At 67.2% G+C, this 12,674-nt stretch carries 11 protein-coding genes; 3 read left to right on the forward strand and 8 right to left on the reverse strand.

The window, feature by feature from the left end; translation table 11 throughout:
- Positions 1–4 precede the first annotated feature (4 nt).
- The 5 genes from acs to rpsA all read right to left on the reverse strand — a co-directional run bounded on the left by acs (position 5) and on the right by rpsA (position 6,341).
- A complete protein-coding gene (gene acs, locus AB4070_RS03655) occupies positions 5–2,005 on the reverse strand; it encodes an acetate--CoA ligase (RefSeq protein ID WP_441978922.1) in 2,001 nt (666 codons plus the stop codon).
- Positions 2,002–2,862 carry an ABC transporter permease gene (locus tag AB4070_RS03660; protein WP_441978923.1) on the reverse strand — a complete coding sequence of 287 codons (861 nt, stop codon included), beginning with the start codon at positions 2,860–2,862 and terminating at the stop codon, positions 2,002–2,004. Before AB4070_RS03660 ends, acs begins: the two co-directional genes overlap by 4 nt.
- A complete protein-coding gene (locus AB4070_RS03665; RefSeq protein ID WP_441978924.1) occupies positions 2,859–3,899 on the reverse strand; it encodes an aliphatic sulfonate ABC transporter substrate-binding protein in 1,041 nt (346 codons plus the stop codon). The genes AB4070_RS03660 and AB4070_RS03665 overlap by 4 nt, the downstream gene beginning before the upstream one ends.
- On the reverse strand, positions 3,896–4,744 hold the full coding sequence (locus AB4070_RS03670; RefSeq protein WP_441978925.1) for an ABC transporter ATP-binding protein: 849 nt from the start codon (positions 4,742–4,744) through the stop codon (positions 3,896–3,898). The genes AB4070_RS03665 and AB4070_RS03670 overlap by 4 nt, the downstream gene beginning before the upstream one ends.
- Positions 4,745–4,886: 142 nt before the next feature.
- Positions 4,887–6,341 carry a 30S ribosomal protein S1 gene (gene rpsA, locus AB4070_RS03675; RefSeq protein ID WP_046749289.1) on the reverse strand — a complete coding sequence of 485 codons (1,455 nt, stop codon included), beginning with the start codon at positions 6,339–6,341 and terminating at the stop codon, positions 4,887–4,889.
- Between the two features lie 1,013 nt (positions 6,342–7,354).
- Here rpsA and AB4070_RS03680 point away from each other — a divergent pair.
- Positions 7,355–7,954: a hypothetical protein gene (locus AB4070_RS03680; RefSeq protein ID WP_441978926.1), complete on the forward strand. Its 600-nt coding sequence runs from the start codon at positions 7,355–7,357 to the stop codon at positions 7,952–7,954.
- 18 nt (positions 7,955–7,972) lie between these two features.
- On the opposite strand, the gene AB4070_RS03685 is transcribed toward AB4070_RS03680, so the two are convergent.
- A complete protein-coding gene (locus AB4070_RS03685; protein WP_441978927.1) occupies positions 7,973–8,698 on the reverse strand; it encodes a hypothetical protein in 726 nt (241 codons plus the stop codon).
- Positions 8,699–8,805: 107 nt separating this feature from the next.
- On the opposite strand from AB4070_RS03685, the gene AB4070_RS03690 reads away from it, so the two are divergent.
- The gene (locus AB4070_RS03690) at positions 8,806–9,741 is read left to right on the forward strand and encodes a 5'-3' exonuclease (RefSeq protein ID WP_441978928.1); all 936 of its coding nucleotides are present in this window, start codon (positions 8,806–8,808) and stop codon (positions 9,739–9,741) included.
- A gap of 21 nt (positions 9,742–9,762) precedes the next feature.
- Here the strand turns inward: AB4070_RS03690 and AB4070_RS03695 are convergent, their stop codons facing one another.
- Both AB4070_RS03695 and trpD read right to left on the reverse strand, forming a co-directional pair.
- Entirely contained in the window at positions 9,763–10,749 is a 987-nt protein-coding gene (locus AB4070_RS03695; protein ID WP_441978929.1) for a PHP domain-containing protein, read from the reverse strand.
- Between the two features lie 2 nt (positions 10,750–10,751).
- Positions 10,752–11,822 carry an anthranilate phosphoribosyltransferase gene (trpD, locus tag AB4070_RS03700; protein ID WP_441978930.1) on the reverse strand — a complete coding sequence of 357 codons (1,071 nt, stop codon included), beginning with the start codon at positions 11,820–11,822 and terminating at the stop codon, positions 10,752–10,754.
- Between the two features lie 192 nt (positions 11,823–12,014).
- Between trpD and ctaE the strand changes: the two genes are divergently transcribed.
- Complete coding sequence (gene ctaE, locus AB4070_RS03705) at positions 12,015–12,668, forward strand: aa3-type cytochrome oxidase subunit III (protein ID WP_029261593.1); 654 nt, start codon at positions 12,015–12,017, stop codon at positions 12,666–12,668.
- Positions 12,669–12,674 lie beyond the last annotated feature (6 nt).

Genomic DNA, 12,674 nt, shown 5'->3' on the forward strand with positions numbered 1-12,674 from the left:
GAGTTCAAGAGCGGAGTTCCGCTGTGGAGAGCACGTCGGCGATGTCCGCGACGGCCCAGGGGTTCTGCAACGACGTCGTGTCGCCGAGCGGCTGGGCCTCGCGACCCTCCCTGCGAGCCTGCTCGGCCTCCCACAGCTGTGCCAGGAGCCTGCGCATGATCTTGCCCGACCGGGTCTTGGGCAGGTCGGGGACCACGACGACGTGCTTCGGTTTGGCGACGGGACCGATCGACCGGGCGACCTGGGCGCGGAGGTCGGCCGGCGTCACCTCGGCCCGCCCCGAAGCCGTCACGAACGCGACGACGGCCTGACCGGTGACGGGATCCGAGACCCCGGCGGAACCGGCCTCGCCGACGGTGTCGTGAGCGACGAGGGCCGACTCGATCTCGATGGTGGAGAGTCGGTGACCCGAGACGTTGACGACGTCATCGAGTCGCCCGAGGATCCAGATGTACCCGTCGGTGTCGACGGTCGCCCCGTCGCCGGCGACGTAGAAGCCGCCGAACTCGCCCCGACCGGCATAGGCCGACCAGTACGAGTCGCGATAGCGCTCCGGATCACCCCAGACGGTGCGGGCCATGCCCGGCCAGGGTCGGCGCACGACGAGCGTCCCCGAACGTCCCGGTTCGACCTGACGTCCCTCGGCATCGACCACCGCGGCATCGATCCCCGGCAACGGCACCGAGGCCGAGCCCGGCTTGAGGCGCGTGACGCCAGGCAGCGGGGCGATCATCGCGGCACCGGTCTCGGACTGCCACCAGGTGTCGATCACCGGCAACGCATCGCGGCCGAAGTTCTTCCGGAACCATACCCAGGCCTCGGGGTTGATCGCCTCGCCCACGGTGCCGAGCAGACGGAGCGTCGAGAGGTCATGTCCTCCAGGGAGATCGGCGCCGAACCAGGTCATGAAGGTACGGATCAACGTGGGCGCCGTGTAGTAGACGGTCACGCCGTAGCGCTCGATGATCTCGAGGTGTCGCTCCCGGTGCGGCGAATCAGGCGTGCCTTCGTAGATGACCTGGGTCAGCCCGTTCGACAGCGGACCGTAGATCTCATAGGTGTGCGCGGTCACCCAGGCCAGATCGGCCGTGCACCAATGCACGTCGTCGGGCTTCGCGTCGAAATGCGCCCAGTGCGCCCAGCTCGCCTGCGTGAGGTATCCGCCCGACGTGTGGACGAGCCCCTTCGGCTTCCCGGTGGTGCCGGACGTGTAGATGATGAAGAGGGGATGCTCGGCATCGAACGCCGGGGCGTCGTGCGTCGGAGATGCCGTGTCGACAACCTCGTGCCACCACACGTCCCGACCGTCGGTCCACGGCACCTCCTGGCCCGTGCGCCGGAGCACGAGCACATGCTCGAGCTCGGGAAGGTCCGCCGCCGCCGCATCGGCCGTCGACTTCACCTCGGTCGCGGTGCCGCGTCGGAACTGTCCGTCGCTCGTCACCAGCAGCTTCGCTCCGGTGTCCTCGAGGCGGAAGCGCACGGCCTCTGCGGAGAATCCCCCGAACACCAGGGAGTGCACGGCTCCGATCCGGGCACAGGCGAGCGTGATGACGATCGTCTCCACGAGCACGGGCAGGTAGATCACCACGCGATCACCCGGCTCGATGCCGAGCGCCACGAGAGCATTCGCGGCGCGTGCGACCCGCTGTTGCAGATCAGAGTACGTGACCGCGATGCGGTCGCCCGGCTCCCCTTCGAAGTACAGTGCCACCTTGGCTCCCCGACCGGCATCTACGTGCCGGTCGACGCAGTTGGCGGCCACGTTGAGCCGGCCTCCGACGAACCAGCGCGCGGCAGGAACCGCATCTCCGATCGGAGGCTCCCACTCGTGCGCGGTGTCCCACGGCTTCGCCCAGTCGAGGCGTCGACCGGCGTCCTCCCAGAACGCGATGGGATCCGCTGCCGCGCGCGCATAGGCCTCACCGGAGACGTTCGCCTCCAGGAAGTCGTTCGACGGCTCGTAGACTCGCGTCTCCTGCAGTCGTGCCTCGGTCACGCTCATACCCACCGTCGCAGCAGGTATTTCTCGGCCAGGGCGAGGACGCCGTTGGTCACGGTACCGAGCAGTGCCAGCAGCACGATCGAGAGTAGGATGCGATCGACACGGCCACTGTTCTGGGAGTCGGTCAGCAGGAAGCCGAGTCCCATCGAGGAAGCGATGAGTTCTGCGGCCACCAGGAACAACCACGCCTGTGCGAGCGCGAGGCGGAGCCCGGAGACGACGGACGGTACGACCGCGGGCAGTTGCACGATACGGAACAGCGACCATCCGCGCAGGCTGAACGAGCGCCCTGCCTCCACGAGCTGCGGATCCACGTGTCGGAGCGCCGAGGCGACGGTCGTGTAGACGGGGAAGAAGGCTCCGATCGCGATCAGCGTGACCTTCGACTCCTCACCGATCTGCATCCAGAGGATGAGCAGCGGCACCCAGGCCAGCGAGGGCACGGCCCGCACGGCGGCGAGCGTCGGGCTCAGCAGCACGTCCCCGAGCCGTGACAGGCCCACCACACCGGCCGCAGCGAGTCCGATCACGGAGCCGATCGCGAATCCGAGCAGCACGCGCTGCACCGAGATGGCGATGTGCGTCCAGAGCTGCCCGGTCTCGGCCAGCTCGATGCCTGCCTGGAGGACCGAGAGGGGTGTGGGCAGACGGTAGGGCGGGACGAGTCCGTTCGTCGTCACCACCTGCCAGACGATCAGGATGATCGCCGGGAGCAGCAGCCCTGCAGCGATCCGCACGACAGGACGATCCCAGGATCGTCTCGCGCCGCGGCCCGGGCGTCGGAGCTCGCCCTTGGCGAAGTCGAGCGCGTCCCGCGAGTCCGCGGGCACGAGCACGCGCTGGTCGAGTTCGCTCACTCGCCGCCGACCGCCTTCTCGGCGAACGTCGCGTTCACGATCGAGGACAGCGCCTTGTCCACCGAGTCCTTGCCGCCCTGCACGTCGCCGGACTCGACGAGCACCGGCGCGATCTTCTCCAGGACGCCGATCTGATCGTCACCCGGGATACCGCTCACGTCGAGGTTCGAACGCTCCTGGATCACGGTGGTGGCGACCCCGATGTCGATGCTTGCCACCTCGGCGAGGAGCTCTGCCGTCTTGTCAGGGTTCGCCAGCGCCCACTCTCGTGCCTTCTCGTACGCGTCCACGACCGCTTGCGCGAGGTCGGGGTGGTTCGTGATGAAGTCCTCGGTCGCGTTCAGGAACCCGTACGTGTTGAAGTCGACGTTGCGGTAGATGAGCTTGTCACCCGACTCCGCCTCGGCGGCTGCCATGATCGGGTCGAGACCGGACCATGCCTCGACCGAACCGCCGTCGAGGGCGGCGCGACCGTCCGCGTGCTGGAGGTTCTGCACCTCGACGTCCGACAGCGACAGGCCCCCCTCTTCGAGCGCCTGGAGCAGGAAGAAGTAGGGGTCGGTCCCCTTGGTCGCGGCGACGGACTTGCCCTTGAGGTCTTCGATCGACGTGATGTCGCTGTCTGCTCCCACGACGATCGCCGCCCATTCGGGCTGCGAGAAGATGTCGATGACCTGGATGGGCGAGCCGTTCGCTCGGGCCAGGAGCGCTGCGGAGCCGGCCGTTGAGCCGACGTCGACCGAGCCGGAGCGCAGCAGTTCGTTCGCCTTGTTGGAGCCGGCGGACTGCACCCACTCCACGGTGACGTCATCTCCGAGGATGTCCTCCAGGATGCCCTGGTCGCGGATCACGAGGCTCAGCGGGTTGTAGGTCGCGAAGTCGATCGACAGGGTGTCGGACGACCATTCGCTCGTTCCGGATGTGGGCTTCGCGTCGGTCGCAGCAGCGTTCTCTCCGGCGACGCAGCCGGTGGCGACGAGCATCATCGTCCCCGCGATAGCGATCGCAGGGATGAATCGGCGGGTGGTGATGCTCATCGGGTCTCCTCGGCGGTGCGGTGGTGGGTGTCGACGCCGAGGCCCTCGAGGAGCTCGGCGCGCAGGTCTGCGAGACCACGATCGGCGCGGTCACGGGGGCGGGCGCCTGGCACGGTGATCGTGCGGGCGATGGATGACTCGTCAGGCTGGGTCGCGCTCAACGTGCGAAGAAGCAGGACGCGATCAGCGAGGTAGAGCGCTTCCTCGACATCGTGCGTGACGAGGAGCACGGTGGTCGGCTCTGCGGCGTGGATCTTCAGCAGCAGATCGTGCATGCGCAGGCGCGTGAGCGCGTCGAGCGCCCCGAAGGGCTCATCGAGCAGCAGGACACCGGGGTTCCTGGCGAGAGCTCTGGCGAGGGATGCGCGCTGCGCCATCCCGCCGGACACCTCTCGCGGTCGCTGATCTGCGGCATCGTCGAGGCCGACCAGGTGCAGGAGTTCTCGCACGCGTTCGCGGCCGGCGCGGCGAGCGGTGCCCCGCGGCAGGCCCAGTTCGACGTTCTGCGCGATCGTCCGCCACGGGAGCAGTCGGGGCTCCTGGAAGGCGACGGCGGTGCGCTCGTCGACCGCCGCGACGGGTGTGTCCTCGAGGCGGATGGCACCCCGCGTCGGGGAGTCCAGACCGCCGACCAGACGGAGGAGCGTCGACTTTCCACAGCCGGAAGGCCCGACGACGGCGACGATCTCTCCGGCGGAGACCTCGAGGTCCACGCCTCGCAAGACGTCGCGGCGTCCCCGCGCGAGCGGGAAGGACCGTTCAACGTGTTCGAGCCGCACGTCCTGCGCTGCACCTGCCGCTGCAGAGGCATCGGTCGTATGCGGCGCCGGCAGCAGGGTGGTCATATGCCCATGCTGGCCGAGCAGGTGGTCTGTTACGAATGCGGTCGTAATGTTGCGTCACGGGAGGGCAGCCGTGATCCGGACATGCGAAACGGGCCGCCACGCCCGCCCGAAGGCGAGGTGACGACCCGTTTCAGAATGCTGCTTAAGCGTTGCCGCCCGAGAGCTTCTCGCGCAGAGCCGCGAGAGCCTCGTCATCCGCGAGGGTGCCGGCGCCGGCAGCCTCGCTCGTGAAGGACTGGCCGCCGAAGTCTTCGCCGGCTGCAGCCTCGGCCTCGGCCGCCTTGACGACCTGAGCCTTGTGCGCCTCCCAGCGAGCCTGGGCTGCAGCGTACTCCTGCTCCCATGCCTCGCGCTGGGCGTCGAAGCCTTCCTTCCACGCACCGGTCTCGGCGTCGAAGCCCTCCGGGTACTTGTACTCGCCGTTCTCGTCGTACTCGGCGAGCATGCCGTACAGGGCCGGGTCGAACTCGGTGCCGTTGGGGTCGACCGACTCGTTGGCCTGCTTCAGCGACAGCGAGATGCGACGACGCTCGAGGTCGATGTCGATGACCTTGACGAAGACCTCTTCGCCGACGGAAACGACCTGCTCGGCCAGCTCGACGTGCTTGCTGGAGAGCTCGGAGATGTGGACGAGGCCCTCGATGCCGTCTGCGACGCGGACGAACGCACCGAACGGAACGAGCTTGGTGACCTTACCCGGCGTGACCTGACCGATCGCGTGGGTACGGGCGAAGACCTGCCACGGGTCCTCCTGCGTCGCCTTCAGCGACAGGGAGACGCGCTCGCGGTCCAGGTCGACCTCGAGGATCTCGACGGTGACCTCCTGGCCGACCTCGACGACCTCGGAGGCGTGCTCGATGTGCTTCCAGGAAAGCTCGGAGACGTGCACGAGGCCGTCCACGCCGCCCAGGTCGACGAACGCACCGAAGTTGACGATCGACGAGACGACACCCTTGCGGACCTGACCCTTGTGCAGGTTGTTCAGGAACGTGGTGCGCGACTCCGACTGCGTCTGCTCGAGCAGCGCGCGGCGGCTCAGGACGACGTTGTTGCGGTTCTTGTCGAGCTCGAGGATCTTGGCCTCGATCTCCTGGCCGAGGTACGGCGTGAGATCGCGGACGCGGCGCAGCTCGATGAGCGAGGCCGGCAGGAAGCCACGGAGGCCGATGTCGACGATGAGTCCACCCTTGACGACCTCGATGACCGTACCGGTGACGACGCCGTCGTTCTCCTTGATCTTCTCGACGTCTCCCCAGGCACGCTCGTACTGCGCGCGCTTCTTGGAGAGGATCAGACGGCCTTCCTTGTCCTCCTTCTGGAGAACGAGGGCCTCGACCAGATCGCCGACAGCGACGACCTCGTTGGGGTCGACGTCGTGCTTGATCGAGAGCTCGCGCGAGGGGATGACACCCTCGGTCTTGTAGCCGACATCGAGGAGGACCTCATCGCGGTCGATCTTGACGATCGTGCCTTCGATGATGTCGCCGTCGTTGAAGAACTTCAGGGTCTTCTCGACCGCGGCCAGGAAGTCCTCAGCAGATCCGATGTCGTTGATGGCGACCTGCTTGGTGGCCGGGGCGGTCGTTGCGGTAGTCATGTAGTGGGTTGTCCTTGTTGAATGGAGACTCGGGCTGAGAGGCAAAGACCGCGCACGGCCGACAGCATGCTTCACAGCAGTTGGATTTTGGTTTTCTCGCCACGAGGGCATGCGCATGCACGCCACGAGTGACGGTTAAGGCTATCAGAAGTTCTCATACAGCAGGAGTCGGATTCGGCGGACCGACCGACTGTGGATAACTCCCGCGCGCCCGTGGCGCTCCCGACTACCGTGGCGGGGTGATCTCGCCGACCCCCGCTCCCGTCATATCCCGCCGCTTCGGCGCGCTCGCGATGGCCCTCGGCGTCGTGATCCTCGCCGGGCTGCACGCCGACGCCAGCTCCGACGCCCACTCCGACCGCAGCGTTCGCCTCGGAAGAAGAAGCCTTCGCCGCCGCAGAGGAGACCTTCACCGAGTATGCGGAGGCGACGAACAGCGCCGATCTCACCGACCCAGCTTCGTTTGCAGAAGTCTTTGGCTGGCTCGCGGGCGAAGCGCTCGCGTCCGCCCGTGAGAACTACAGCCAGTTTTATGCCGCAGGAATCACTCGGAGCGGCTCCTCCACTTTCGATACCTTTACTCCGATTGACTACGCGGACGCCACTGTCACAGCTCGCACTTGTCTCGACGTGTCAGAGGTGCAGTTGTCTTACGCGGACGGCACCTCCGCGGTCCCGGCGGATCGACCGCCGCGTCAGGCGATCGAAATCGTGTTCGTCATAGCCGATACGGATACCAAACTCGCTGTTTCCTCGACCACTCAAACAGAGAACCTCCAATGCGGGTGATCTCCCGGCCACGTGCCTGGTTACTCCTGTTCGGAGCTGCAGTCGTTGTGCTCGGGCCCCAAGACACACCCCCTCCTCAAGCCGGATTTGATGGGGCCTGGGTGTCGACTAACGCAGGAACGGTGGTGATCTCGGGCACCCAGACCCAACCCTCTTCCGACGCACCCGACCGTAACTCCCCCCGAGAAGACTCCCCACCCTCCGCCTCCGGCCCCCGATTCCCCGTGCACGAATTCGACTTCGACTCATGCCTCGATGACTGGAACAGTTCTCGCGGGTGCTTCCGCGCGGTGTCCGATGAGGAGCCTCCGACCGACCCCGCGCCGGACGCCACAGCCGCCCCGGCCATCACCATCGACGATCTCGCGCAGTTCGCCCCCGATCCCGTGGCGAATGTGGGCGAGCCCGACAACCTCGGCGTAGCCGGCATGCCCACGAACTTCGTCGCCGCGGCCGCGGTGCACACCCGCTCGGGATCGCTCTTCGGCACGGATCTCACCGTGCGGTTCAGTCCTGTCAGCTATGAATTCGTGCATGGCGACGGCACGTCCGCGACCTCGAGCACAGGCGGACAGACCTGGTCAGCACTCGGCCAGGCACCGTTCACGCCCACCACGACGAGCCACACCTATGACGAGCGCGGCACGTACCGGGCTCACGTCACCGTGCGCTACACCGCAGAGGTCGATCTGGGCGGGGGCTGGTTCCCGGTGGCCGGACAGCTCACGATTCCCGGTCCCGCTCGGGAGATACGCATCTTCGAGGCGCACACGGCCCTCGTGGCCCACACCTGCGAGCAGAGACCGACAGCACCGGGGTGCTGAGCCGGACGAGCAGACGAGTTATCGCACGGCGGTCACGACCGCCGCAGCACCGTCGGCGTCGACGAAGCCCTCGAGGGTGAGGTCGGCGTCGTCCTCGATGCCTTCGGCAGGTACGAAGGTGATCTGCGGGACCAGGTCCATCGTGCACACCTCGTTCGCACTCGGCTCCAGTCGGATGGTCCCTTCGTTCGCACTCACGGTTTCCAGCGTTCCCGATGCCGGCACGCAGGTGGAAGAGCCCCATGTGAGGATCGCGAGCTCGTGCGCATCGATCCACGCCGCCGCGGAGGTCTGCGGCGACATCCGATCGGCCGGGATGATCTCGCCCGCTGCGAGCGCCGGCAGGGTGAGCTCGGTCTTCTCTCCCCCGGGCTCGGTCACCGTCAGATCGACAGGGCGGGAGGAGTCGAACCCGGCAGGAAGGCCGAGGTACAGGCCGTGCGCCGTCTGCACAGCGGCACACACCTGGTCCGCGCTGTCGACGAGCACGATCTCCAGCGACTGCTCCCCCGCCACGAGGTCACCGATCTGCGGTGCGCATGCGTCGCCCCACGTCTTCAGCACGAACGAGGTCGCATCGAGCCACGCCGCCCGCGGCGCATACGAGGCATCGGACACGTCGGGGTCGGATGTCGACTCCGGTGCCGGGGACGTGCCCGCTGATGTCGCGCAGCCGACCAGGACTCCGGAGAGCACCACCCCGCCCAGGATCACAGCGGACAGCGTTCGAGGGAGAGCATTCATACTCCTGTGTGTCACGACATCCAGGATCGTCTCATCTCACGGCTGGTGGGCCACGCCGCCGACGCAGGGGCCAGTGCCGGGTCGGAGACCCGTGTCAGACTGTGCTCGTGACCGATCGCCTCATGCTGCTCGACACCGCCAGCCTCTACTTCCGTGCGTTCTACGGCGTCCCCGACAAGGTGACCGCACCGGACGGTTCTCCGATCAACGCGGCACGGGGTCTGCTCGACATCGTCGCCAAGCTCGTCACGCTGTACGAGCCCACGCATGTCATCGCCTGCTGGGACGACGACTGGCGCCCGCAGTGGCGTGTCGACCTCATCCCGAGCTACAAGACGCACCGCGTCGTCGAGGTCATTGCGAATGGGCCCGATGTCGAAGAGGTACCCGACCCGCTCGAGGCGCAGATCCCCCTCATCCGCGAGACGCTCGCTGCGATCGGCATCCCCATCATCGGTGTCGCCGACCATGAGGCCGACGACGTCATCGGCACCTTGGCCACCGACGCCACGATGCCGGTCGACATCGTCACGGGCGACCGTGACCTCTTCCAGCTCGTCGACGACGCCCGCGATGTGCGTGTGATCTACACCGCGCGCGGCATGAGCAATCTCGAGGTCGTGACTGACGCGACGGTCGTCGCGAAGTACGGGGTACTCCCCTCCCAGTACGCCGACTTCGCCACGATGCGCGGCGATTCCTCCGACGGCCTCCCCGGCGTCCCCGGTGTCGGGGACAAGACCGCGGCGACGCTGCTGCAGGCGCACGCCGACCTCGAGGGCATCCGCGCTGCTGCGGAAGCAGGAGAAGGCATGAGCGCAGGGGTACGCGCGAAGATCCTCGCAGCGACCGCCTACCTCGACGTGGCTCCGACGGTGGTCGCGGTGGCCAGGTCGCTCCCCATCACTGCGCCGGACATTCCCCTCCACGTACTCGACTCCTCAGAGGTCGACGCGGCGAACGCCCTTGCCGAGAAGTGGAATCTCGGCGGCTCCATGACGCGCGCGGTCGCCGCTGTGTCGAAGGCCGCCCTCGCGTCCTGATCGTTCCCGAGGCCGCTGCGTCTACTCGGCCCAGGCGAGGAGTCGGGAAAGCCCCCACGTCGTGACGATCCGCGAGGCGGGAACGCCTGCACGCTCTGCGCGTTCGGCGCCGTGATCGAGCAGGGAGAGCTGACCTGGTGCGTGCGCATCCGAGTCGATGGAGAACAGGCATCCCGCCTCGAGGGCGATGGCGATCAGTTCGTCCGGCGGATCCTGCCGCTCGGGGCGGGAGTTGATCTCGACGGCGACGCCGTTCTCGGCGCACGCGGCGAAGACCGCAGCCGCATCGAACACCGACTGCGGGCGGGTCCCCCGCTCTCCTTGCACCAACCGCCCGGTGCAGTGGCCGAGCACGTTCACCCGCGGATGCGACACCGCGGCGATCATCCGCGCGGTCATCGGTCGTGCGTCCATGCGCAGTTGGGAATGCACGGACGCGACGACGATGTCGAGCTCGCCGAGCAACGAGTCCTCCTGGTCCAGCGTGCCGTCCTCGAGGATGTCGACCTCGATCCCGGCCAGTAACGTGAAGCCCTCACCGGACTCGTTGCGCACCAAGGGAATCTGCTCCCGCAGCCGTTCGGCGGAAAGCCCTCGTGCCACTCGAAGGCGCGGCGAGTGATCGGTGATCGCCTGATACTCGTGCCCCAGCGCACGCGCCGCTGCGGCCATCACCGGAATGGGCGTGGTGCCGTCGGACCAATCCGTGTGCGCATGGAGATCGCCGCGCAGCTTCGATCGGAGCACGGATACCCGCTCCGGCTCGACATCGCCGCGCAGTTCGACCAGGTACTCCGGCACCTCGCCGGCCTGAGCCTGACGGATCACCGCGAACGTCGACTCCCCGATCCCCTTCGCCGCCCGCAGCCGCGTGGGGTCGGCGCGGACGTCCTCAGGAAGGTCCTGCAGCGTCGCCGCCGCCTGCCGGAACGCCTTCGCTCGATACCGGGAGGCCCGCTCGCGCTCGAGCAGAGAGGCGATCTCCAGCAGCGCGTCGACGGGATCCACGGTCACTCCTTCGGTGCAGCCAGCTCGCGACTCACCGAGATCCACTGGTCGAGCTTGGCCAGCGCGCGGCCATCGTCCACCGCAGCCGCTGCCTTGTCGTATCCCTCACGAAGGCGTTCGAGGATCGGTCGCTGCACCTGTGTGGCGTCCTGGGAAAGCTCGAAGGCGACGATGCCCGCGGCGGCGTTGAGGAGCACGATGTCCCGCACCGCGCCCGTCTCGCCCGCGAGGGTTCGCCTGAGCACCTCTGCATTGTGCTGCGGTGGCCCTCCGATCAGGTCGGCGAGGTCGGCGATCGGGATGCCAAGATCGCGCGGGTCGAGATCGTGCTCGTGGATGTCTCCGCGCGTGACCTCCCAGATTCGGCTGTGCCCCGTGGTGGTCAGCTCGTCGAGCCCGTCATCCCCTCGGAAGACGAGCGCCGTCGCGCCACGCGTTCGGAACACACCGGTGATGAGGGGAACCCGCTCGATCTGGGCGACGCCCACCGCATTGGCCTCCGCGCGGGCAGGGTTGCAGAGCGGTCCGAGCATGTTGAAGACCGTGGGAACGCCGAGCTCGGCGCGGACCGAACCGGCGTGCCTGAACCCGGGGTGGAAGGCACCCGCCCAGGCGAACGTGATCCCGGTGCGATCGAGGATGGAGGAGACCGACGACGGATCGAGCGACAGCTCGAGACCGAGGGCTCCGAGCACGTCGGAGGAACCGGACGCGGAGCTCGCGGCACGGTTGCCGTGCTTGACCACCGGGACTCCGGTGGCGCCGATGATGATCGCCGCGGTCGTCGAGACATTCACCGTGCCGACGCGGTCGCCGCCGGTGCCGACGATGTCCAGCACGTCAGGAGAGACGGGAAGAGGCACCGCGGCCTCGAGGATCGCGTCACGGAAGCCGACGATCTCGTCGATCGTCTCCCCCTTCGCCCGAAGCGCGACCAGGAAGCCGGCGAGCTGAGCCTCGGTGACGCTCCCCTGCATGATCTGGCGCATCGCCCACGTCGACTCCCACACACTGAGATCGCGGCGCTCCAACAGGGAGGTGAGCACGTCGGACCAGGTCAGGGAATCAGCCATGTGTGCGATCCTATCGGCGCGGAGAAAACATGCAGATGCTTCCGGGCGGACGTGCGATCAGCGCCCACCCCTTGTTTCCCGCGGATTCACCGGCTATTCGCAGTGTTTTCTTAGGGTCCCCTAAGTCGAACTCAGGCAATCCTGGGCCCGCAGGTGCAAGAATCACGCCCGCGGATCGGCCATAATGGAGGGGTGACGACCTCAGCGACGTATGCCCCGGCGGCGAGAACGATTAAGCGGCCCAACCCGGTAGCTGTCGGCACCATTGTGTGGCTCGGCAGCGAGGTGATGTTCTTCGCGGGACTCTTCGCGATCTACTTCACCCTCCGCAGCACCTCTCCGGAGCTGTGGGCGGACCGGACCGAGCTGCTGAACGTCCCGTTCGCCGCAGTGAACACTGCGATCCTGGTGCTCTCCTCGTTCACGTGCCAGATGGGCGTGTTCGCGGCAGAAGACCTGCAGCCCTACAAGATCGGCAAGGGACAGAAGAACGGCGCCGGCCGCCGTCGCCTGTTCGGCTGGGGAATGGTCGAGTGGTTCTTCCTCACCTTCGCCCTCGGCGCCATCTTCGTCTCCGGCCAGGTCTGGGAGTACGCGCAGCTGGTGGCTGAAGGCATGCCGATCAACGCCGACTCGTACGCCTCCGCGTTCTACCTGACCACGGGCTTCCACGCCCTGCACGTCACGGGTGGCCTGGTCGCGTTCCTGCTCGTCATCGGCCGCGCCTACGCGGTCAAGAACTTCCGGCACAAGGAGGCGACCTCCTCGATCGTGGTGTCCTACTACTGGCACTTCGTCGACGTCGTCTGGATCGTGCTGTTCCTCGTTATCTACTTCCTGAAATAAGAGCGG

This window comes from Microbacterium sp. 2RAF4 (assembly GCF_052115285.1).
Lineage (GTDB): Bacteria > Actinomycetota > Actinomycetes > Actinomycetales > Microbacteriaceae > Microbacterium > Microbacterium oxydans.

Excerpts from the sequence above, each read along its gene's own strand:
- rpsA (WP_046749289.1), bottom strand. The coding sequence starts at position 6,341 with ATGACTACCGCAACGACCGCCCCGGCCACCAAGCAGGTCGCCATCAAC.
- AB4070_RS03665 (WP_441978924.1), bottom strand. The coding sequence starts at position 3,899 with ATGAGCATCACCACCCGCCGATTCATCCCTGCGATCGCTATCGCGGGG.
- acs (WP_441978922.1), bottom strand. The coding sequence starts at position 2,005 with ATGAGCGTGACCGAGGCACGACTGCAGGAGACGCGAGTCTACGAGCCG.
- trpD (WP_441978930.1), bottom strand. The coding sequence starts at position 11,822 with ATGGCTGATTCCCTGACCTGGTCCGACGTGCTCACCTCCCTGTTGGAG.
- AB4070_RS03685 (WP_441978927.1), bottom strand. The coding sequence starts at position 8,698 with ATGAATGCTCTCCCTCGAACGCTGTCCGCTGTGATCCTGGGCGGGGTG.
- AB4070_RS03670 (WP_441978925.1), bottom strand. The coding sequence starts at position 4,744 with ATGACCACCCTGCTGCCGGCGCCGCATACGACCGATGCCTCTGCAGCG.